The sequence below is a fragment of the Mucilaginibacter sp. SJ genome, assembly GCF_028993635.1.
GTDB lineage: Bacteria > Bacteroidota > Bacteroidia > Sphingobacteriales > Sphingobacteriaceae > Mucilaginibacter.
This window is the reverse complement of sequence record NZ_CP118631.1, coordinates 5,792,200-5,816,184: the sequence shown is the minus strand read 5'-3', so window position 1 is coordinate 5,816,184 and position 23,985 is coordinate 5,792,200. Positions and strand designations below refer to the sequence as shown.

Genomic DNA, 23,985 nt, shown 5'->3' with positions numbered 1-23,985 from the left:
TTTATTTAATCCAATCGCATATGCCTAACTATCTACAATTAGAGGAACAGCTGGCTGAAAACCTCATCAATTCTATTGGCACCGGTACGGTTATTCCAGGGACTGCCCGGCCCGCAGCAGTGGATCCCGGTTCAGACACCCTGAAGGCGCTGGTATATGGCCTGATTGATGCCATGCCTTTTTTCGGCAGCATTGATTGGGAGAACGCGCACAGGGGTGCATTAAGTAACCTGATGGCCGTCAACATGCCTAACAATGATATCTCGCCACAACCGGACGACTCGGGGCCCTGGTATGCCTATTACCGGACATCTTATACCTACAAGGGTCCCTATTCAGGTTATCGGGATGCCTTTTTCAGCGGTCTGGCCCAGTCTGCTGCTGCATCGGCGGTACTTTCGGGTGTTACAAAGGTCAATTCCGGAATGAACGGGGCCTGGTGGGGGAATTATTGTGTTACAGCATTGAGCGATGCCATACGGCTTAGCCTATCTGCAGGTCTGGATACGGGTAAGCTATCCGGCGACCTGAGTGCTCATAACAGTACCTTTATGCCTGCGCTTTCTGCAAGTTACCTTGCGGTGTTCGCCACAGGCTATTCGCCGACAACTGCGGCACTGAATGCCATTACCCCGGCCCAGTTTCAACAGGCAGCACTGATACTTGACCAAGGCATTGTTTCCGGGGAATTTACGGCCAATATCAACGAGTCCCTGGCCATGGGAGGTGATAGTGCTACTGCAGCCACCTGGTTTCTTTTTAACTTATGGATCGCACTTTCTTCACTTGGGGTTCAGGACGTAGACACCAAAATAGCCGGCTATCAGCAGGCAGGATTAAATGTTCCGGTTCAGGTCGGACCGGGAGAATGGTGGAACGGCGGTTATACTGCCTGGTTTGCGCCAATATCGGGTGCTGATTTTCAACAATTGGCGGCATCAGGCATCAGTGCCTCCATGCCCGAAAATACGATGACCATGTATTCAGGCAGTACTTTTCCTTCTTACGGAAGTACCAATGCAGGGAATGGATACAGTAACAGCCTTTGCTTTTGGGGATCGCTGGCCTGGTACGTGCCCAGCAGTGGCAGCTGTTTCAGTAAAGACACGCTGGTGATCATGGCCGACGGCAGTCACAGGATGATGAAGGATATCCGGATAGGAGAAGAAGTCATGACGGACAAAGGCGCCAGGAAAGTGGTGCTGATTGAGCAGCCAAAGCTCCATGGCAGGCGGCTATATCAAATTAACCACCTGCAATTGAAAGTAACAGCCTCACATCCATTTCTTCAGGCCGCTGCGGACGGCCCTGCGTATGCAGCTATTGATCCCTGGGGATTGTTAGACGGTACACCGACTATCGGGCCAAAGGGAGCCGGAAAATTAGCCGTGGGAACCCTCCTTGCCGGGCATAACGGCAGTCGGCACCAAACAATATCCGTTGAGCGTATCACTACGGTTGAAGCTGCCCAGCACGACGACACCGAAGTCGTGTATGATCTGCTGCTGCAGAACTGGGAACGCGACCATCCATGTTATTATGTCGGTGGCCCCGATACCTTCCTGGCAGTTGAAGCGGAGACGGCAGACCCGTTATACGATCCGCTGATTACGGCAACGGTGGTATCGTCGATTCAAATGCTGATGGATGCATCCCGCGAAAGCCTTGGAAATCCCTATATTGAATTGCCGGCTATTTTCAATCAGATTGACTTTGATGATGTTGTTAATAAGGCCAAAGCCTCAGGACGGGTTCATGCGGGAGGAAAAACGAAGGAAAGACTTTCCATACCTAAACCTGAATTTTATATGCAGAACGGGAAATGGGACCATCATGCATCACTGCTGGAGTATTACATCGTTAAAATGTTCGGTAGAAGAATAGAAAAGGCGCTGCATGCCGGATGGCGCCATGATAGTTTGCCCAACTATCCGGGAGGCCACCTGATGGCCTGTGTGTACAGCATAGAATTATTGGGAGATATACTTGCGGGAAGCAAAAATTTGAGCATTATAGCAGAATATAAAGCAGCCAACACGCATGAAACAAAGAAACCCGATCCAATCGTTATTCCCATGGGTGAAAAGCCTGTATGGAAGCATCACGTTAACGAAACAGTCAAGCTTGGCAGGCTGTTGCCTTCAGCCAAGGAAGGGATATTAACGCTCTCGCTTACAGCAAATGGCAGTGAACTGGGACAATGCAGGATAGCCTGCCGGCACGATCACCAAAACCAGCCCAAAGCGGCGCATTTGTTGTTCGACAAATCGGGCGCGGTTATCGGCCGGTTGTTCGCTGACATGACCGTGCAAACGGGAACTGATGTTTACTTAGAACGTCAGGCCAAAAACAACTGGCAAAAGATCAACAAGGAATCCCTTGCCGTTGCATTAGGGAAGCAACTTGCGTACAACACTTTAGCAGGAATGGCTGCCGTGCGTTCTATTTAACCCGGCAGTAATGCATTCAGCCGTTAAGCGTTTCAGATAAGCCGGAGTATTTAACGGCTGAATCATTACATGTCCCGCAGGTCTGCAACGGCACAATCAATTTGCCAGTTTTAAGTTATCCCTGAATAATTGGCATCAATACAAAACAATTACCAGCCGGCAAAAGCACGCCAAGGAAATCCCGTCAAATAAACCACTTTGGAAAGCTCAGCTTTTCCAATGATAGATTTGATAAAGGCCAAATCTCCTAATACAGGTATTTGTGTACAGTCTGTTTTCCCAACCGATATTGATAGCCTGGAGAATAAAATCGTTAAGTACAACAAAGAAGCCAGGAATATTTGTGTAATGAGCGGTGTAAACTTTGTTGACCTTTATTCCGAATTTCTGCGATATAACAAGATAGATGCTGATCTGACAATTGAAGGCACCCATTTGTCAGACGTCGGTATTTCCATTGGCGGCGGCTGTTAGATAGGCATGTTAATTAATAATCCTGATCAAATTGTCACAACTCAATCGATAGGCCTTGCCTATTATGAAACTCAAACAGGTATTCAAGGTCATGGTGGATATTCCGGGGCCGTTGACCAATGCATTCCGGGAAAGAGGCCAGAGCGTTCCGTTACACTTCGAATATGCTATCTTCTTGAAATACATTGATAAATTCAAAAATCCATTAACACTACCCGTTGCTCTAATGAGTACGGAACGGGATGGTCAAGCATTCCCGGAACATCCAGATATTATATTGTTTTTGGGTAATATTGTTATCCTGACGAATGCATCGGTAAAAGCCGGTGTATGGTTAGTGAATGATTCATTGAGTATCTAAAATAACAAACCACAATACACTGTTATCAAGGCAACTAACATCGGAGTTCGATTCCAATCCGAAAAGTTGGGGGGATGAAAGTTTAAGCATAGATTTTAGCAAGTCTGAATAGAAAGAATGAAGTATCTCTTACACCTCTGAGAGTAGCTCTGAAAGCTTTAACTTTAGCATTGAAAGATTCTGCAGATGCGTTTGTACTTCTGTTATCGAAGAAGTTCAAGATAGATTCATAATGTTGCTGAACGGACCTTGCAACGGTTTTAAAAGCATTAATACCAGAGTCTTCCACCTCATTATACCATATAGCCAGTCTTTTAAAGGCGATTACTTTGGTTTTACAATTGGTGAACATATTACCTAAGCTGATAGCAAGATTATAAGCTTTGAGCAGTTCCGGATATCTTGAAAAAAGCAGATCAGCTCTCTCCTTCTGTGATAGCGTCCATTTAGATCGATGCTTGAACAGCAAGTATCTGCTTCGGGCGAGTAATTGTTTTAAAGTATCGCCATTACTGAGCTTGGTTTTTTGTTTTCATACAGTAATATCCACGGAAGAGTGCTACTTAGATATCCTACAAGGAAAATATCTGGTAAACATGTAGTCCAAATATTCGCTCGTGCTCTAAATTCGAATAATAGCTTAACCCTACACCAAAATCTCCATGATATCTACTAAGCAATTTCACAAATATTTTTCCTCCTATCGCAGTACCGAAGTTTGGTATTCGCGTTGTAGGAAAAATTACGCCTGCTCCTATTCCATAATTGTCATTTTGTTCTATGAAATTCAGAAGGATGTTTGAATAATAACGTGAAAATGGACTATTTCCCGTTGTGCCAGTTAGATTGCTTCCCTCAGTCACTGTCATCGATATTGCCTTATCCAATTTTAGATTTATGCCAAATGAAAGATTAAAAGGTGAATTGAATGGACGCCCGCTTTTTACGGGCGCAATAAATTCATCGACAATAAATCCAATCGGTCTTTTTTGAATGACTGATAGTTCTTGTATAAAGGTGTCGCTTTTAATTCTTTTGTCAAATGCCTGAAAGGCGAATGAATAATTGCCGGAGCGAAGACGTCCTATTGTATAATATTCGTTATTAGTTAATGGGTGGACCATGAAAAAATTATCCATATCAATCTGTCCGGCGTTAGGCAAGGGTACTGTCTTGTTTTGAAAGGTTGCCTTGCCATTTTCATCTATGATATTATAAGAAAGATTGACATCTCCTTCAAAGTCAGCAGGATTGACAAATATTTTCATCCTGGAGGCCAACCTCACCCTGTAGCGCGTAGATAAATATCTTTGCACAATTAACTGATTATCACCCGGATAATAATAGTCGCCATCGCCATATTTCGCGTGAATTTTAGGCGGGACATAGACACTAATATGAAAAGCTTCCTCTTTAGAATTACTGATGCCATCCGTCAACGAAAACATTAACGTGTAGTCTCCTTTATTTAAGTTTCTCAGGATTTGTTTTTTTGCTGATTTTGATAAACTTATGTAATCCGAAGAGTCCTTGTTTTTTTGCGACCAAAAATAAATTCTGTCGTCCTCCGGATTATCATCAGTCACTAATGGCTCAAATACAATGGAATCTTTAGTCGACAAATAATATCGCTCATCGACTTTCATACAGTTCGACTTCATGGTGAACTGTGGTAGCGTTGCAGCCTGAACGAACACTTGTTGAAGAGACCGGATAATATCGGCTTGATAGTGTGGTTTCTGAGGGTCGATAAATACGCTGGCACTTGTATTATAGGTTAATCCTTCATTCAACTTAAATTCCTTGTATAATGTAAATTGAAACTCAATCAAATTTCTGAATTCATTCGTTTTAATGAGTAAAACGGATTGAAAAATATTAATGTAACTCAAATAGTTTTTGTATTCCTGCACCTTTTGGGGACCTACAATACCGGGATCTTTAATTGCTTGGTTTTCAATCAAACTCGATATGATAGAACCTTCAATGCTTGAGCTTTGAGTTAATGTGTTCAAGCTGGCGACGCTGTCAAAAAGTTTTTGCGGCTTTCCCGGATACCGCAGATTTTTTAGTTTCTGTTCGATGTAAGGTAGAAGATAGTCTTTTGACTTGGAATCCCACACATACAGCAATCCATTAACAATTGGGTGTTTTGGCAGAGATTTTTGATTATTCCGTTTTTGGGCATGGCAAACCACAATATTCGTTAAGAATATTAGCCCAATGATATAAAATACTACTTTGGTAAGCATGATAAGATGTTCTTGGTTTTATTTGATATGTAGACTTCAGGTATCTCCATTAGTTTTTGTCTTGCGTAAGAAAGTATCTGACCTTTATTTTTCACCCAAAAAGTGCCGGGTATTTTATATTCATTAATAGTAGTGCATGGATTATCATTAACCAAAATCTCCGGGTAGCACTCCTCAAGTTTAAAGGTCCCGGCATCTGAATTTTCAATAATTCTGTCTTTATTATAGGAAATAGTAATTTTATAATCTGCAACCCCGGTGTTAAAAGAAAAATTTGCCTGCTCAATGGAGCGCCTGATAGATGGATTATCGAAGTTCATGGAAAAGGTTTTTCGTCGCGGGGGGCTAATTGGAGCGCCGCCCGCCGGACCACGTCCAATGGTCTTTAGCGTGATTGTGCCAGAATAATCGGACTTTTCAGGTTTAAAATTGATTGATAACTTTCCCACCGATTGCTTGTTGCCTGTTTGTGCAGTAAAAGTTATAATGGTGTCATCAACTTCTTTTTTTTGTAAAGTAAATTTCCTTATACCAGCTGTAATGACCGAAGGCGCGCTGGGAATTGAGGTAAAATATAGGTCGGAAATGTCCGGATGCACACCAGATGTATCTGTTACATCTATAGAGAATGTATAAGGCTTGTCTTCAGTTTTAAAAAAATTGGCAATAATCGGAGCTATACCAATTAGAAAAATCAGGACAACACAGGTATAGAATATCTTGATACCAGGTCCCTCCTTTGGGGCTTTCCCAGCAAATTTAAAAGCCATTAATATAGCGCAAATTGTGAACGCAGCTATTGTCCAAATGGAATTGACTTTTGAAATTACCTTAACTAAATCGGGTATTCCTTCCATAAAAAATAATAATTTAAGTGGTTATTGATAAACACAGATCAACTGCCCAGGAATAATGGATGGAATAGGATCATCTTTAATATTTTAATTGGATAACATAGGTTTTAAATACTATCGTAAAATCCTATCGCAAAATGCGAATGCTATAATTTAAATATTTGACAAATTCGTACACATTTTTTGCCGGAGAATTTGATCAGGCCTTTTTCTGATCTTGTTGCCGATAGATAAAGGCACTGGTAGAACAGCTGATATCGTCCATGCTAAGTGCCGTTGAGTTGGTCTTTTTTCATATTAAAGGTTTAGAATTGCTTGTACTAAATTAATAATAAAGTATAGATATTCAATGGGTTAAATAAAAAATATTACTATAGACGGTGTGTTTTAGATTGCCAATGTGCACTTCTTTGGATAATTCTACGGGCTTGATCAGGCTGTTTTTTGCGCTATAGTTATGATGCAATAAAATAATCTTATGAAAAAACATTATATCTTAAATACAATTAATAATAAATTGTTTAATACCATAATTATGCTCCGCCGGATATAAAAAGCAAATAGAAATTATTATATTATGATTAAAGCTGTAGCTACTGACAAAGATTTAATTGTAGAAATACTTAGCGGTTCATTTAATGACAATCCAAGTGTCAATTATATTATTCGCCAGGACAGTAAGCGATTAAAACGAATCGCTGCCTTGATGGATTACTCTTTTGAAATGTGTCTGATGTTCGGAAAGGTCTGGCTATCAGATAACCGAAAAGCCTGTGCCCTTACCTTGTATCCGCAGGATAAGCGAATAACATTAAAAGCAATCTGGCTTGATGTGAAGCTTATACTTCATGCTATTGGCGTAAGGAGGATAAAAACAGTCTTGCATCGGGAAGCCCGAATCAAAGAAAAACAGCTAAAACAGCCTATGATTTATCTCTGGTTTATAGGCGTTGACCCAGCCGAACAGCATAAGGGAACTGGCAGCGGGCTTCTTAACGAGGTTATAAATCTTGCTGACGAAAAGGGCTTGCCGGTTTTCCTCGAAACTTCTGTGCTGCAAAATTTACTATGGTATAAACATTTCGGCTTTACCATATATGATCAATTGGAATTTACCTACACTTTGTATTTTTTAAAAAAGTAGTACACAAGCGGTGACTTTATAACACCAAATAGCGGATAATATAGGAGATATAAACATAAGAAACGCCGGGCTCAAGTTTGGTCCGGCGTATAAGAAAAGTAAAACTCAATAAATGCCATTCCAGGTATAGGAAGGCGCAACCACTGTTTGTGAGGTGTTGCAGTAGAATAAGCTACCATATCCAACCTCATCTGTGATTGTCGCTGTCGTACCTTCGTTTACCTGACCTGCCATCACCTGCTCAGTATAGGGCATGCTCAGTCCCCTGTAGCGATGGTAGTAATTGTAGGCCATATACCAGATAGGCCGATAATTACCACGATTAGATGATGAAATAGCAGCAATTGGAGGTGTAACCTGCCATATCGGCGTTGCGGGGGTTACAGGGTCCCAGGTCACGCTGTTGCCAAGGTTATACTTAGCTGTATATTCCATAGCCTTGCCAATCACCCCGCTGCGCGCATCATAAAGTGACTTATCGCCCTGGTTGTAAGCCATCTGAGCCCACTCAAGGAAACTGGCTAAACATAATTGCGTATAATATTGATCACGGCCACCTTCAACCGGCTGACCTGTAGATAAAAATGCAGTTACGTTTGTACCATTATCGGCACCATTAGCGGCAGTTCTGTTAAAATACTCCAGGGAAAGGTTATATGCTGTCTGGCTCTCGCAGAAAATACCGTATGCCATTATAAATTTACCTGCGCTTGATCCCCATGATGGCCACCCAGCCACCACAAAGGGCGCTGTTTTGCTATACGTTGTAGCGTACGCAGCATAGTAATTATAAAATATCTTGAAGAGGTTTTTATAGCTGGTCTTCTTTGCTGAGGTAAGACCAGAATAGTTGTAAACCATATCTGCCCCATAAATCATAAAATGCAAGCCGTAACCATTACATAATTGCCAGTCATTGTCAGGATATTGAATAGACGTACAGGTTGATGCCCATGCGTCAAGCAGTTGAATAACCTTATCTGCATATTGGGTTTGCCCTGTCATATTCCACATTACTCCGTTGACGAACATAGCCATCGCATCATTTTCGTAGTCACTCTTATATAAATTACGGCCTACCTGGGCGTGCGCATGTGGCGCATAACTACTGGATAAAAATGTAGCATAGTTGCTTTGAAAGTTAGCAAAGGTTGTTTTGTAGGGTTCCACATTAGCCATGGCCTGGGCATAAGCGTACTGCATTTGCGGTTTGGTTAATACCGTTCCCGGATGTATAAAATCGATCGTTGAAGTTTTCAACTTGCCATTTTTTGACTCATCAGTTGTATTAGCTGATGCCAGGCCTTTTTTTTCTTTAGAGCAACCGATAAACGTTGCAAGCATAATAATACATGCATAAAACAAAGCTTTTCTCATAATTTCGTAAAATTTAAATTGGTAAAATGTAATTAGTAAGATTTTAGTCCTTTCCAACTATTCAGTGGCAATTCCTTCGCTCAAGGCAATAGACCGCCTGTCACGCTGATTCAGCCTGTCAAACATTTTTATTAAACATTGATTTTAACTGATAATTGGCAGTCAGTTTTAGGGGTATAATAAGAAGAATTTATACCGCGCAGGAGCATAACCGATTCATCTTCGAATCAATTACCGAGGTTAAAGTGTATTTATTTCATTGGCGTTGGGTTTAAGTGATACATATTGATTTAGATATAATAAACACAACCACGGTTAATATTTTAAGTGTTTAAACTATTTTTCAATAAAAAAAGATTGTTCTACAGGTACGGCTGTTTGCAGTTTTGGTTCATGGCTATTGCCATACTGCCATGCCACTACGGTAACTTTTACAGGAAAACGACTGTGCGGCGGAATAGCCGCAATATTTAATGTATTGCCTGATAATTCGACAGGGCCTTCTAAAACATAAAAGCCTACCGGTACATGTGCATCTGAACTTGCAAGCAATTTTATTCCTTTGGCATATTGCTTTTGATTCGGTATCGGCGAAAATGTAATATGCTGCTCCCGCCCCATTGTATTGCGTGGAGGCACAATCATCAGCGATTGCTGTACAGCAGGTTTATATTCAGCATCGCCCGGATGGGTAGCAGCAAACCATAATTCATAACTATGCGGATTTTCCCAATAACCTGCTTGCGGATTTAACCTGAAGGTTGAATCATTTAACTTAATAACCGGGCCGGTGATCCGGTTGATAGCAATAGGAGTATTTCCGGCGGCGTGCCCTATAGAAGAACCAACCAGCCTATCAGACCAAACAGGTAAACGCGGGCTTCCCCCAGGCACAGTATCATAAAAGGCAGCATGAAGTGTAAACGTAATTCCATCTTCAGCAGGTTCAAACTTCAGGTTTACCTGCTGATGCGTATTGCGCTGTTCAACCATTTGGCCATGTTGTACATAGCCTATCAGCTGTGGCTTTTGATTGCGATGTTTTGCCTGGTATGCTGCTGTTACTTTTACCGTTTCCTCATCAAAATACCAAAAGGCCTTTGAAACATCACCCTTATAGCTGCCTACAGGCGCGGCATCGGCAGTAGGCAATTCGTTATAGCGCCATTTATCAACCAACCAGCCTGTTTTTGTCGGGTCGATATCAATCAATTTCAGCGAGGTACCCACTTTTATGTTTTTAGGCAACCGGTATTGCATAGCCTTTTTAATATAAAAGGCTAAATATTTGACCTTTTCGCCGGTAGCGGCAAAATGTCCCTGAGCCGGGCTGGATAGCATGCTCAGCGGCAGCAGCGGATGTTCCTGCCGTTCCTTTAATCCTTCGTCGCTCCAGGTATTGGCAGCTTCGTATTCGCCCATTGTTTCCAGGCAAGGGATATAATCAAGGGTTTGATCTTTGCTCCAGATATCAGGGGCAAAAACATTCCTAACATAAGGCCATTGCCCGCTTACCGAGATGCAAGCAAGCGTACGCGAAGGATTCCATACACCGAAATAATAAGGCGCGCTTGCCGCTGCCGAATGCCCGATAGGGATCACCGGTGCAGTTTTCAATTCATCGTATCCCGAGAGACCAGCCAAATTATTAACCATCGCATTAAACTGATCGCCGGCACCTTCATTAAATAAAAACTTAAGATTAAAAGCCGGGTTAACCCAGATTTCCGCCACGCCCAGTTTCCCCATTTCCATCCTGAATTCCGGATCTTCAAGTATAGATTGCTCTTCCATATTGTTCTGTGCGAATATGACGGTCTTTACTTGTTTACAACCTGGTGCTATCCATAAAAAAGCCCTCGAAGGGTCCTGATTTGTGCCATGCGATTTCACACGAACAGACCATTGCCAAACCGCGGCCTTTGCCATCCCCCTACCCAACATCAGAAATACACTCAAAAGAATAAAACAGTAACAATATTTTCTCATAATGCTATTTCAATACAATTTCGGCATCGGCACTTGCGGGCATATTAAAACACCATTGCTTATTACCGCTTTGATTTACGGGCTCGCCTTTTATGGTCACCTTATTTAGTGTAATGTTATGCTGTGCAGACAACAGGTTAGCCGGCAAATAAAGTTTCACCGTCCGATCAGCAGTGAAATACAATTTATCTTTCTCAACCCGTAACGCAGCTGATACCGGCTGCACAGATGATAAACCGTAGCCGCTTTTAGCTATACTTACGCCTTTACCTAAAAACAGATGAAGAAGCTTATTACCCGTGACGCTGATCACCCCATATAAACCCTTAAATTGCATATCTTCTAAACCAACCTGCCGGGTTTCGGCGTGTGCAAATATGTAATCATTCCGCCCGGATTTGTTATTGACAATTAATCCGGTAAATCCTGGCTCATTACCAAACGAGCCTATACTCCTCATGGATGTTCCGTTATTTGCAACGCCCGATGGCTCGTAAATGGCAGCAAAAGGCTTGCTCCATGCTTCGCCTGTCTGGCGTACAACAACTGTAGGTAGCGGCATATTGGCAATACTATCCGGTATCATTTCATTTTTGCGCCAGGCTTTTGATGGCGGCGCCTTCACGCTGAATACCTCTCTGCCGGCATAACCTTTCATCCACATATTCATAAATATGTTTTCTTTGCCGGGGATCTCTAAACTGAAACGTGCTTTAAAATCATGTTCGGTACGGATCGATTTTTTATCGTAGAAATAATCATAACCTACCAGTTCCGTATTGGCGAACGTAAGTTTCTCTGTTGGACGGATCTCCAGCAGTTTATTATTATTATCAGATAAAGTAACCTGCTGCCCAAGGTTATGGTAGATATAATCGTGCGATTTATCCTTCCCGTCTTTACGCCTTGATTTAAAGATATCTACATAATATCCCGTTGAATCGCCGGTGCGGATAATACTCATCAGCCGGTTTTGATCGGCATTGGTTTCGGGCTCAAGAAAGGAAACATCCGAAAATGTGATACCTTTAAAATAGCCCGCTTTTTGGGCCGACTGCGGGTAGCAGGCATTGAGTTTTAAGGGATGATTGCTTTTCATAACCGGGTATGACGAAATACCATCAACTACCACGGTGTTATGCGCCGGAAACTGTGAGTAATATTCGGCATAGTCAGTCTGGAAATAGCTCCCGCCAATACCTCCCTCCGGTGCAAGTACTATCCCTTTTCCATAAAGCTCCATAGCGATACCGTTAGCATGCATATGGTTACCACTTGAACCAACCTGCGAAATCATCAACCCCGTATTTACATCCAGGCAGTTACGCTGTACTATCCAGCTTACATTGGGCGACCAGAACGTTGCCGTTAGATAATCGCCCGGTGTGCCTGCTTTAACAGTGTCGGCAATAGTAATAGGCGAGTTACCAAACAGCGCGTTAAAACCGGTTGGGCGTGCGGCTGTTTCAGTTCCCTCATTTTGCCCTATGCCATTAATTGTTTTTAGCATCCGGCTGTAAATAGCCTCCTGGACCGGCTTGTTGTTTACACGGGCATTGCGGATCAGATCAGATATGGCATCTGTTCGAAGTTTTCCGTAATGGGTATCGCCGAAACCAACAATATAACCGTTAGGGTACAAATACTGCGCGTAAGCAAGTACAGCTTTTGGCAAAACCGGTATTTGTTTGATGAGATCGGTATGCAACGTACGGTCAAAAAGGTTTACAAAGCCTGTAAAATCAGCAATCACGTTCTGGGAATAGCCGGGGCACTCGCCCCAGATGGCTGTCACCGGGTCATAACCTTTGAGTAACGTGGTCAAACTCCATTGGCGGGTATAGGTTTTATTAAGGATCTGGTCCAGATAGTATTGGCAGCCTTTTTTATCGGCATATTGGTTATCATTTTCAAGAACAATGGCAATATCTGCTACAAATTTGGCTTCTATTAAATCCCAGTTATTAAAAGGCACACCATTTTTAATAATGATGTCGGCCCATTTTTTAAAGGTAACGGCATATATTGGCAGCTTTTCGGGGTGATGTTTTTTGATATACGGGAAAAGGAAATCATAACCGGCAGTTAAGGGTTCCAATACATCTTCATGGATCACTTCAAAAGCTGATAACCCCACAAGCGTTTGATCATGGCCATGATTAAGATCAACCGGTTCGTTTCGGTACCCCATCCCTGTTATATAAGTGTTCAGAATGGGATAGGCAAACGCAGCATACTTTTCATCACCGGTAAGCCAATAAAGCATTGCCGCGTTCCGGGCCTTTTCAATGATCTCGATGTTAACCGACTCGATGATCCTTCCGGTTTTCGACTGCTCCACCCATTCCCAGGGTTTGCCGGGCACAGTTCCGTTTTGCAGGTACAGTTTTCCATCTTCATCCATATAAGGTTTGATGTCCTCCAGCTTCGGACGCATGTATTGAGTTGCTGCGTCCCGCGTTCCGGTAAACCTTACGGTGGGCACAGGTGCATGACCGGTTGCATAAGCATAAATGCCATTTTTAATAAAAACATCAGTAGCGTGCTGTTTCCAGTACATCTGCAATCTCGACACCATCCATGAGCTATCAGATTGACAGCGGGAAACGTAAGTATCTGCATCAGCCCGGATCCTGTTGAAAGTTTGTGCCGCCCAATCCTCTTTTTTTATAAGTGCATTAAGCCTGTCCCTGCCGTTGTTTTCGTCTGCAAGCAAACGCGGATGCCCTTTTACATTTACTCCTGATAAATCTATCTGTTGCGCCTTTACAGGGATAATAGTAAATAACCATAGCCACAAACCTGATAAAACAAGTTTGGTCATCGTGCCTTGTCTCTGTAAATATTTTTTAATCATAATGATTGTTATTTAGTCTTCTTTCTTTATAAAACAGCATTCTACTTATCCACCCTGAACCAGTCGAAATCCGCGTAGCCGCCCATACGTACATCGGTTTGCTGAAACAAAACAACCCCACTTTGGCACCGATCCATTTATCAGGTTTGGCAACAAATTCTTGTCCGATAACCCAAACTTTGGATACCTGCGCAGTGACCCGGCCGGCAAATGCCATCAGGATCAACCCCGTTATTAAACCTTTACTAAAACCGTTTTTATACATCGTTAAGTTATTCATATCAATTTAAATCCCAGTAAACCACATAGCGCTGGCGGTGCAGGTTATAGTAGGGTTCGAGTATAACCTGTGTACCATTTGTTGTACTTGTGGTTTTAAAAGTTAGTGGCTCATCTTTAACCGGTTTTATCGAACCGGCTATATTTTCGTTAGTGACCTTCAATCCATGAACAAGATTTGCAGGGATGTTATAGCTATAATCATAATACTGGTAAGGATCAGTAGCATCATGATAAGGCGCATGGGCCGGCATTGCTTCGGCCCCCATTTCACCTGCCAGCACTATCGGTCCATACATTACAGCGGCTATTTTAGGATCATCGGGCGTTGGTTCCAGATGTAATGCCATCGGGTAGGTTATTTCTACCTTGTCCCCCACTTCCCATTTCCGGTTTAGGGTAATGTAGCTTCCCGGCGCATGATTAACTTTTACGTTTTTACCGTTTATTGTAACTTTACCCCCGCTGCGTGCCCAACCCGGATAACGGATATAAAGAGCTAAACTTTCTGCACCTGCCGAATCTATTATCAAGCTCGTGGTTGCATCTTCGGGATAAGTAGTTTGCTGCCTTAATTTCAATCCCTTCTCTTCCCAGGTTAATACCGATGGAATAAACAGGTTTACAAAAACGCCTTGATCATTATGATAATAGATTGCCTCCCCATATTTTGACTGGCTCTCGAACCCCGAGCCTACACAGCACCAAAATGAACTATCCCGGGTACTGTACAAGCGGAAAGCTCCGGCTTTTAAAGGTGTAAAATAGCATACCATACCCGTTTTGGGGTCCTGCTGGCCCAAAATATGATTGTACAAAGCCCGCTCATAATAATCGGCATATTTCACATCGGCATCCCATGTAAACAAGTGACGTGTTACCTTAAGCATATTGTAGGTATTGCAGGTTTCGCCGGTGTAGCCGGTTATAAATTTTGAAATCTTGCCAGGCTCAATGAAGTGTTCCTTATCGCTATTGCTGCCTATAACATAAGTTTGGTTATGGATCACATTATCCCAAAAATTAGTTACGATAGTTTTGTCCCTTGTATCCCCGGTTAATTCGTAAGCACGGGCCTCACCCGTTATTTTTGGAATAACCGTATTGGCGTGCATTTTGTTGAGTTTGTCCTCCCCGGCAGCCAATGGATCAAGCACGGCATGGTGATAAAACAGATCGCCAAGTTTTTTGTGCTCCGGATTATCCGTGATAGAATACAGATTATACCAGGCTTCATTCATGCCGCCAAACTCGTTCCTGAGCATCAGGGCCAGCTGATCCTCACTCAGTGGCGTTATTTTTTTGTAAGCCCAAAATGCCATTTTACTTACCACATCAAGCGCCTGCGTATTGCCTGAGTACCAGTAGGCATCAATTAAACCGGCAGCTATTTTATGCAGGGTATACCAGGGTGCCCAAACACTTTTACCCTTAATATTTCTGTCGATGTAGTTTTGCGGGAAAGCGCTTAAATAACCATCTTCATTGAGAGCAGCCTGCACCTCAGCAAGCCCGGCAACCAGACTGTCGATCTTTAGTTTAAAAGATGCGTTACCTGTAGCTGCATATTGGAAGGATAAACCAGATAGTAAATGGCCTATACTATGGCCGCGCAGTTCCATATCCAAGGCTTCCCAACCGCCAAGCGGGGCGGGCATTTTCGTTTTACTGCTCTTTTTATCCGTGAGCATGCCTGCATTAACCCTAAAACTGTGCAATAACCGCTCTACAGGTAAGGATAGCATCCATTCGCCTTCGCGGTCCATGTTATCTTTAAAGCGGCTATCAAGCAGTTTTACATCCTTCAAATCGAAACTGTACGCTTTGATAGCTATCTTAGGTTCTATTTTTATTTGAGATTGGTGCTGCCCTATGTATTGGGCCGATACCCCAAGGGGCAACATCAGCAATCCTATCACAAGGAACCTGTTCATTCTTTTCATCTTTTTCAATCTATCGTATTTAAAAAAGCCAGTAGCTTTTCGTTAAAACCCTCGGGGTTCTCCATGTTACTAACATGGCCGGCATGGGGGACGATCATTTGCTTAGCTGATGGCACCACTTTTAACAACTTATTGGGGACATTCGCGTCTGCATCGCCGGTAAGTACCATTACCGGAATGGTTATTTTCTGTGCCCTTAACCGGGGTTCCGCCTCATTGCCTAATAAAAACCGGGGCTCAAGGTGCTGGGGCTGCCACGCATCCCATTTGTAGATCATGTTCCAGACGGGCTGCCTCAAACTTTCAATATTTTTACCATTGCGTTTGGTTAGTTTGTTAAACCATTCCTGTTTACTGAGCTGGATACCTTTGGCTTGCCATGCTTTGATCTTTTCACGTTGAGTTTCGGCCTCTTCAGCAGTCCATGGATGACTGGGGCCGGCAACATCAAAAAAATCGCCGCTGGCTGCCGTTGCAGAAAGTAGGCGACCGGGATACAGTGCCAAAAAATCTGTAACAATAAATCCCCCTAACGACAACCCTGCAATATGCGCTTTTGCAATATGCAGCTGATCCATCAGGGCTTTCAGATCATCGGCATGCAGGGCTTTCTGATTTTCAGAGGGCATCGATGACCAGCCATAACCCCTCAAGTCGTACCGGATCACCCTGTATTTTTTAGCCAGTTTAAAAAACTGTGGGTCCCATTCTGTACAGTCAAATGAATGGCCGTGGAGAAGGATCAACGGCTCGCCTTTACCGGTTTCTTCATAATACAGTTTAGCGCCATCCTGCATGGTGATGTAACCGTGTTTTACATTACCCATGCTCGCCTGAGCCAACACATCCCTTACCAACAAGGGTAGCACGGGGCTACCTAAAAACGAATTGAAACCGTTTTTCATTTCGGCTACACGGGCAAGCATAAAGCCGTAAACATGATTTTTTTTATCAATCCATGGATATGCCCCCGCCCAGCTTGGGCTACTGATCAGTGTGGCGTTACCTTTGGCGTCAACTTCCTCCCGCCATTCGCCAAGTCCATAAATATCTTTTCGGTCGCTGGCCCGGGTGTTTTCAACATAGGGGTCGGTCATTTTAGCATTCCCAACCTGGTCTGCCTGCATGTCCTGTATAGCTTTTGCGGATAGGATGCGTTTACCTTGATATACCCCATTATGGATAATCATATTTAAGAAATGAGCATAATCATCCAATGATGCTCTTGCTCCGCCACCCAGCATAGGGTTTTGACCGCCAACATCGCTTACAGGCGTAAAATGCGTTAGTTGCATACCCAAGGGTCTTGCTATCTTTTCCTGAAAGATCGTTTCCCAATCCTTACCTGTGGCTAATTCGGCCATACGGCCGGCTACCTGCATGGCAAGGCCCCCGTATTTAAATTTAGTACCGGGAGCCGTGTCGGCCCGAAGGTCAACGATATGAGCCACCGATTCTTTTAGCGTTTGATAACTATCAGAATGCCTGCCTTCCGGCTGATAATCAGGGTAACCGGCGGTATGCGAAAACAGCTGTCTTAAAGTAGCCTCCCCTTTTTGATCTTTAAATTCGGGGAGCCACTTTTTAACCTGATCATCCCATGATAATTTACCCTCATCAACTATGGCAGCTATAGTAGCAGCAGCAAGCCATTTGCCTGCCGATGCTATATAAGCTACTGTTTTCGGGGTATAATTGCCAAAATATTTTTGATGGATCACCTCATCATCCTTAACAATAATTATGGATGCACCTTTGTAATAGCCGCTATCAACCCAACCACCTATCTTCCTGTCCAGATACGAAAAATCATAAACGACGGGCGCTTTTGCTTTCATCTGGGCAGATGCAAGTGCGGCAGCAGTGGCCAGCATGAAGGTTAATATGATTATCCGGATGCTTTTCATTAATGCTTAACTTTATAAAATTTAGCGCCGAATAAAAAGATCACTGCATAGCATATAATCGGCAGATAGTAAGCGTGAGCGACACTTTGGTTGGCTATCAGCCCCATAACCATTGGAAATACAGCGCCACCCACTACGCCCATTGCTATGAAGGATGAAGCCTGTTGCACGTGGCCGCCCAGGTTTTTGATCCCCAAACTAAAAATGGTAGGGAACATAATGCTAAAGAAGAAGTTGATCATCAGCAGGGCGATGTATGATGTCCAGCCCAAACTTTGCGCAACGACCAGGCACATTAAGATACTACCGCAGGCAAATGCCGCTAATAATTTATTGGGCGCTACATAGGTCATTAACGAGGTGCCCACAATACGCCCCAGCGCCATCATCCCCATAAAAACAATCATGAAGTAGCCGGCCTTTTCATTACTGAAATGCATAATATCCACACCGTAGTTGATAAAATATGCCCAGGTGCCGGCCTGTGCTGCCACATTAAAAAACTGGGCTGCAACCGCCCATACAAAATGCGAATGCTGATATAGTTTTTTTGAAGGTTCAACATCTATATTAACGGCGTCCGGGTCAATTGTTGATATTTCTGCATGCGGATCAGCTAAAACCGGAATTTTTAAAAACATAAAAGCCACCGCTATGAGTATAATCACACAGCCGATAGCTACATAGAGTGTTTTTACTGAAGTTAGGTCAGTTGAATGAACGTTATGCCGTCCAAACAAAAAATAAGAGCCAATAGCAGGCCCAATCATAGTACCTATTGCGTTAAAGGTTTGTGCAAAATTTACCCGCTGGTCACTCCGGCGCTGATCACCCAGGGCAGCCGCGAATGGATGAGCAACAGTTTCTAAAGTAGCCATACCGCAGCCCATAATAAATAAAGCAATCCTGAAAAAAGTAAATGAAGCCGCGTTGGCCGCAGGCACAAACAGGAATAAGCCAGAGGCAAATAAAATAAGCCCCAGGATTACACCCGGTTTATAGCCAAACTTCTTTAAAAAATATCCTGCGGGAATACTCATAATAAAATAAGCCCCAAACACGGAGAACTGGATTAAGCCGGATTGGGATTTGGAGAGGTTAAGCACATTTTGAAAATGCTTGTTCAGGATATCGCTCATGGAATGCAGTAAGCCCCACATTAAAAATAGCGAGGTTACAAATACAAAGGTTACGATGAATTTTTTCTCGGTAAAAGCTGGTTTATTGGTCATATTGTTATTAAAATTAATTACCCGGATGATTGGCGTTAAATAAGATATTAAGTCCTCGCCTGCTATCAAAAGCCGCAGCAGCACCCATCAGCGCCGCGTCTTCTCCCAATAAAGCTAATTTTATTTTTAAACTTTCAGCATATGCTGTTAACCTGCTGATAAGTTCATCCACAAACATGCCCGATGCTTTTGCAATATTGCCACCAATAACAATTACATCAGGAGCTTCGGTTTGGATAATATCCCGAAGAAATAAAGACAGGTTGACCGTAAACTCATCAAAGATGTTCATGACCACAGCGCTGTGTTTGGACATTGATATCAGCGCGCTCACTCCGGTAGTGGACAGTCCGGTTATTTCACGATATCGCCGTAAGAACCATCTTGTAGAGAAATAATCATCTGCAATGCTTTCTTTATAAGGTTCGCCGCCCAGGTTTAAATCTTTCACAATACCATCAACGCTCAAAGCTGAACCGAACCCTGTGCCCAGCGTAAGCCCAAGGGCCTTACGGGATCCGGTGCCTGCTCCCGCCACAACTTCTCCTTGTAAAAATGCTTCGGCATCATTCCGGAACAGGATATCTGCAGCATCTATCCTGAGCTCTTCCGACAAGTATAACTTGATATTTAAACCATAAATGGCCTCATACTTATGCAGGTCTTTGATCAGTGAAATCCCATTTTCATAATCAAACGGGCCAGGCATGGCCAGGGCAACCTGCTGAACCAAAGAGCCGAATTTTTCATAAGCCTGCGTCAATGCTTCTGCCCAGCTTTTAAGTATTTCAGCTGCAGTTCCCTGAGAGTCCACAGTTAATCTGGTACGGGTATCTTCAATGATCATTTTTTTTTCAAGATCAATGACCGCTGCTGTAATATGGGTACCGCCAATATCTGCACTGATTACATAATTATTTTTATTCTGTTGGCTCATATATGATATATATATTATGGATTATTTTTCCGGAGTAAGATACACCGCCTCTCCGCCTGACGGCAGCAGGGTGAGTTTTAATACTGTTTTACTGTGAACACTATTACTGCTGACCCTAACATGGGTCTCAGTAGTCACCGATGGATCGTCGCTGTAAATTGTCGCTTTATACTTTTTACCGGGTTCTAAAAAACTCAGATCAAGTTTAATTTCGCGTGCGTCATTGTTGGTGATAGTACCTACAAACCAATCTTTTCCGCTCCTGCGGGCTGTAGAAATGTATTCGCCGGGTGTTCCCTGCACTATTTTCGTTTCGTCCCATGTGGTTGGGACCTTGTCCCAAAATTCCAGTTCTGGCTCATTATGCTCCGCCAAAGGCTTGTCATACCAATACAGTGTTTGCAGCGGGCTGTAATAAATAGCTGCCAGTGCCAATTGGTGGGCATGGGTAGTTTTAATGCGCTTATCAAAATAACAGATGGTATAATCGGCTGCTCCGGCAATGTACCGCGTAAAAGGCAGCACCGTATTGTGCGTAGCATCTGGCATTTCCTCGTTACCACGGATCCCTTCGGCCGACATCAGGTTTGGCCAGGTGCGCTGCTCGCCGGTTGGCCGCCAGTCGTCATGAATGTTTACCATGATCCGGGCAGCGGCCGCCTGCCGAATTGCTTTTTCCACCCAGGTTGTCCAGCGGTGGGACCCCTGCTGCACAAAACCAAATTTCACGCCTTTTACACCCCATTTATGATAAATGGCAAATAAACTGTCGCTTTGGGCTAATAAACCCTGCTGATTAACATATAACCAAACACCAACACCCTTATCCTTGCCATATTTGATTATACCGGGCAGGTCAAAATCAGGTATAGCAACCTTGGTAGCATCCGAGCTAAAGCTAAATGCCGGTCCGTACCATTTCCAATCAAACAGAATATATTGCAGGTTATGCTTTACCGCGAAATCAATATTGGTCTTTGCATCGGCAGTAGTTTGTGCCATTACCCGCATGATTTTACCTGGTTTAATCCAATTGGTATTAGCTATTGCTGAAGGCTCATTAAGATTCAACATCATGTAATTATGTTCAATCAGCTCGCCCGGCTTTTCGGCTATCATGATTGCCCGCCATGGAGTACCTACCGGCGAGATCAACTGCGCCCCGCCAAACATCGAGGTTACCAGGGTAGATGGTTTATCAGCACTCAGTTTAAATTTGGTGCGTGCATAATCAATTAGTTGCGCCTCCCCCAGCGCCGCAAAAAGGCCGTTAGGCAGTTCGATGGTTAACGGCCGTTCGCTTTCGCCGGGCCAGTTTTTTAGCGGCAGTTTGTAATATGGCGCTTGTGCCCAATTGGCAAACCAGGCCTGGGTGCCTTCAGGCAGGTGAAACTCGGTATTTTCGGCCGTGACGTTGTAGTAGGTGCCTTTAGGGTTTTCGGGGAAATAATACCGGAACGCTACCCCTTCGTTGTACACCCTTACCTGTACCTGCATTACATAAATGGGGTTGTCATCCTTCACCAGCGTAATATTAATTGCGTTGTAAAGATCCCTGATCATAGCCCGCTCTCCGGTAACCGGTGCCCATGTGGTATCATGCCGGGATGAATCAACGCCGGTGATCAACAGGTTTTCGCACCAGTTTTTATGCTGATCTACCTTCAGCGCCATAGCTTTTTCTGAAAGATCATTATCCAGCTGCAGATCAAGGACCGACTGCAGAATTACCGGCTTGTTTTTATAATCCACGCTATAGTACATGGTACGCTTCCAGGCCTCAACTTTTTGACTAAATCTGAATGTTATATTTTTATCCGGCGACCGAAGACTAAGTAAAGAATCCTTTATTCCCTGGCCGTGAACCTTGCTGATAAAGCAGATTAATCCCAAAAAGAGTATTAATATTTTTGCGTTTCTTTTCATATTAGAACAGTATCATCCCCATGTTTTTTATGTTGACCGGCATCAGGCTCTTCCTGAAAATAGTTTACCATGTATAGGACAAATAATTTCGCGGTTTATAATCATCTCAAAAGCGATTAACAGCAATAATGATAAAGCTGCCACTTCGAGCTCTATCCTAACAACTGGATTTCAGTATTTTACAAAAACTTTAATAAATCTGAAGCCGGCAGAAAACCGGCCTCAGATCCTATCTATTTAGTGAAGTTTAGTTATTGGGGATATCCGCCAGGTTTTTATAAGAGCGAACCCAATCGATCTTAGCTTTTTCACCGCTTAAGCAATCACCAAAATCAAGGTAAAGTCCGCCTGTGGTTGAAGCCGCCGGGAATGTTGGGAAGCCATCATAAAAGCCAGATTTTGGCGCCCATTTAATAACATACACCTGTGTACCCAAAAGTGTCATATCGGTTTTACTAACATACCGATAATCATGATTTGTGCCGCTTATGTTCCAGTAAGCCTGAATAGCCCAATCATCGGTACTCTTTTTAAGTTTGGGGATCTGGGTAACTTTAACAGCAAGGTAAGGATAGGTCACAGGATCTAACAAAGCAGAACCCTGCCATGCGCGAACATAGGTACCAATTGAAGCCGATACTTCTAACTGACCATTGGCAACCGCCACTTTTGAGTTTTCGGCCCAAGGTACTCCACCCCATCCTTCCAGTGCATCAAACTCCCATCTTAATGCTCCAACCGCTACAGGAGTTAAACCGCCTGCCGAAGGATGGTAAAACAATAAACTGCCCCAACCGGTACCGTCTGTAACCGTGCCGATGGTTTGTTTTTCAATAGCCGTATACTGCTCCAATACGCGCTGGGTATTTGGCATAGCTGCACCAAGGCGATTATGAAATTGATTATAGGCCATGTAAAATATAGGGCGATAACTTCCCCTGCTATCTGCAGATATGGCCGGATATACCCATTTTCCATATACCTCGGGAAAAGCCGTATTAAAAGGCACATCCTGGCCCAGGTTATATTTGGCATTATATTCAAAAGCTTTCATAATGACGGTATCTTTAGCTACCCACATATCCAGCTTGCCTTGGTTATACCCCATTTCGCACAGTTCTTCAAAATTACAAAGCCCTAACTGGCTATAGCTTTGCGTCCGGCCAGATTCCTGGTTTTGCCCGCTCGGCAGAAAATAATGCTCAACAGTACCATCGCCGCTTCCATGATAGAAATAATTGTAAGCAGCATCAAACATCGACTGGTCGTCCAGAAATATACCAAAGGCCATTATTGCCTTAGCATTCGCACTATCCCAGGTTCCGTTGGCTCCCCCGGGAATTTCGATACTCTTAATTACAGGGTACCAGATGTTTCTGAACATATCTTTACATTTTTGCAGATCTGCGGCTTGCCATCCCGAATAATCGCGTACCAGTTCGGCACCATTGGCCATAATGAACCCATTAAAACTTGCACATAGATAAACATCCGGCCCGGTACTGGTGATGCTCTTCAAAGTAGTGGACCATGCGTTAAGCATTTTCACCGCATTATCCGCATAAGCGTTGTTGCCGGTAAGTTTCCACATCAGGGCCTGAGAAAAGATAGCGTAAGAGTCGTTCTCAATAATTGACTTATAGTTTATACCATCACGGGCTATAATTGTAGGATCGCGGGTAATGAGTGTAGTTGGCCCCTGCATTTGATAGTTTAAAGAAGCCCATGTTGAGGCTTTGAGGGCAATCAAAGTTGTATTCCAGGGCTCTGAAGATGAGGCTATCTGCGTTTTTATGTAATCTAACGAGGTGGCAGTGAGCAACATTCCCGGGTGTTTAAATGTTGCGGCTCCAGTTGGGTTAGCTACACCCTTACTATTTTTCTCTACACCATATAATGACGGTGATTTTTTGCAGGACATTGTTACCAATATGGAACACAACGCCATTAACCATAAAGTAGGTTTCATAATTTGGTCTTTTTAATATTTTGTATTTAGGCTG

The 23,985-nt window shown here is 43.4% G+C and carries 16 protein-coding genes and 1 pseudogene; 4 read left to right on the top strand and 13 right to left on the bottom strand.

Annotated features, from left to right (window positions below):
* Positions 1–20: 20 nt before the first annotated feature.
* From MusilaSJ_RS24045 to MusilaSJ_RS24035, 3 genes are all read left to right on the top strand, one after another.
* Positions 21–2,450 (top strand): Hint domain-containing protein, encoded by a 2,430-nt coding sequence (locus MusilaSJ_RS24045; RefSeq protein ID WP_274987304.1) that lies wholly within the window; start codon positions 21–23, stop codon positions 2,448–2,450.
* A gap of 219 nt (positions 2,451–2,669) precedes the next feature.
* Positions 2,670–2,924 (top strand): SGNH/GDSL hydrolase family protein, encoded by a 255-nt coding sequence (locus MusilaSJ_RS24040; RefSeq protein WP_274987303.1) that lies wholly within the window; start codon positions 2,670–2,672, stop codon positions 2,922–2,924.
* 64 nt (positions 2,925–2,988) lie between these two features.
* Complete coding sequence (locus MusilaSJ_RS24035) at positions 2,989–3,285, top strand: hypothetical protein (RefSeq protein ID WP_274987302.1); 297 nt, start codon at positions 2,989–2,991, stop codon at positions 3,283–3,285.
* A gap of 82 nt (positions 3,286–3,367) precedes the next feature.
* Here MusilaSJ_RS24035 and MusilaSJ_RS24030 read toward each other — a convergent pair.
* The 3 genes and pseudogenes from MusilaSJ_RS24030 to MusilaSJ_RS24020 all read right to left on the bottom strand — a co-directional run.
* Positions 3,368–3,778, bottom strand: a pseudogene (locus MusilaSJ_RS24030) (ISL3 family transposase); the annotation flags it as partial.
* 79 nt (positions 3,779–3,857) lie between these two features.
* Entirely contained in the window at positions 3,858–5,537 is a 1,680-nt protein-coding gene (locus MusilaSJ_RS24025) for a hypothetical protein (RefSeq protein ID WP_274987301.1), read from the bottom strand.
* Positions 5,522–6,394 carry a hypothetical protein gene (locus MusilaSJ_RS24020; RefSeq protein WP_274987300.1) on the bottom strand — a complete coding sequence of 291 codons (873 nt, stop codon included), beginning with the start codon at positions 6,392–6,394 and terminating at the stop codon, positions 5,522–5,524. Before MusilaSJ_RS24020 ends, MusilaSJ_RS24025 begins: the two co-directional genes overlap by 16 nt.
* Positions 6,395–6,968: 574 nt before the next feature.
* On the opposite strand from MusilaSJ_RS24020, the gene MusilaSJ_RS24015 reads away from it, so the two are divergent.
* On the top strand, positions 6,969–7,535 hold the full coding sequence (locus tag MusilaSJ_RS24015) for a GNAT family N-acetyltransferase (protein ID WP_274987299.1): 567 nt from the start codon (positions 6,969–6,971) through the stop codon (positions 7,533–7,535).
* A gap of 105 nt (positions 7,536–7,640) precedes the next feature.
* Here MusilaSJ_RS24015 and MusilaSJ_RS24010 read toward each other — a convergent pair whose 3' ends face one another.
* The 10 genes from MusilaSJ_RS24010 to MusilaSJ_RS23965 form a co-directional block, all read right to left on the bottom strand.
* Positions 7,641–8,912, bottom strand: a complete 1,272-nt coding sequence (locus MusilaSJ_RS24010; RefSeq protein ID WP_274987298.1) for an alginate lyase family protein — start codon at positions 8,910–8,912, stop codon at positions 7,641–7,643.
* Positions 8,913–9,248: 336 nt separating this feature from the next.
* Positions 9,249–10,871 carry a hypothetical protein gene (locus MusilaSJ_RS24005; RefSeq protein WP_274987297.1) on the bottom strand — a complete coding sequence of 541 codons (1,623 nt, stop codon included), beginning with the start codon at positions 10,869–10,871 and terminating at the stop codon, positions 9,249–9,251.
* Between the two features lie 34 nt (positions 10,872–10,905).
* The gene (locus MusilaSJ_RS24000) at positions 10,906–13,725 is read right to left on the bottom strand and encodes an endo-acting ulvan lysase-like protein (RefSeq protein ID WP_274987296.1); all 2,820 of its coding nucleotides are present in this window, start codon (positions 13,723–13,725) and stop codon (positions 10,906–10,908) included.
* Positions 13,726–13,750: 25 nt separating this feature from the next.
* Entirely contained in the window at positions 13,751–14,038 is a 288-nt protein-coding gene (locus MusilaSJ_RS23995) for a hypothetical protein (protein ID WP_274987295.1), read from the bottom strand.
* A 1-nt stretch (position 14,039) separates the two neighbouring features.
* Positions 14,040–15,971: a glycoside hydrolase family 127 protein gene (locus MusilaSJ_RS23990; RefSeq protein ID WP_274987294.1), complete on the bottom strand. Its 1,932-nt coding sequence runs from the start codon at positions 15,969–15,971 to the stop codon at positions 14,040–14,042.
* Between the two features lie 14 nt (positions 15,972–15,985).
* Positions 15,986–17,887, bottom strand: a complete 1,902-nt coding sequence (locus MusilaSJ_RS23985) for an alpha/beta fold hydrolase (RefSeq protein ID WP_274987293.1) — start codon at positions 17,885–17,887, stop codon at positions 15,986–15,988.
* Positions 17,887–19,119 carry an L-fucose:H+ symporter permease gene (fucP, locus tag MusilaSJ_RS23980; RefSeq protein WP_274987292.1) on the bottom strand — a complete coding sequence of 411 codons (1,233 nt, stop codon included), beginning with the start codon at positions 19,117–19,119 and terminating at the stop codon, positions 17,887–17,889. The genes MusilaSJ_RS23985 and fucP overlap by 1 nt, the downstream gene beginning before the upstream one ends.
* A gap of 13 nt (positions 19,120–19,132) precedes the next feature.
* Positions 19,133–20,056, bottom strand: a complete 924-nt coding sequence (locus MusilaSJ_RS23975) for an ROK family protein (protein WP_274987291.1) — start codon at positions 20,054–20,056, stop codon at positions 19,133–19,135.
* A 21-nt stretch (positions 20,057–20,077) separates the two neighbouring features.
* Positions 20,078–21,982, bottom strand: a complete 1,905-nt coding sequence (locus tag MusilaSJ_RS23970; RefSeq protein ID WP_274987290.1) for a glycoside hydrolase family 97 protein — start codon at positions 21,980–21,982, stop codon at positions 20,078–20,080.
* Between the two features lie 247 nt (positions 21,983–22,229).
* Positions 22,230–23,951: an alginate lyase family protein gene (locus MusilaSJ_RS23965; protein WP_274987289.1), complete on the bottom strand. Its 1,722-nt coding sequence runs from the start codon at positions 23,949–23,951 to the stop codon at positions 22,230–22,232.
* Positions 23,952–23,985 lie beyond the last annotated feature (34 nt).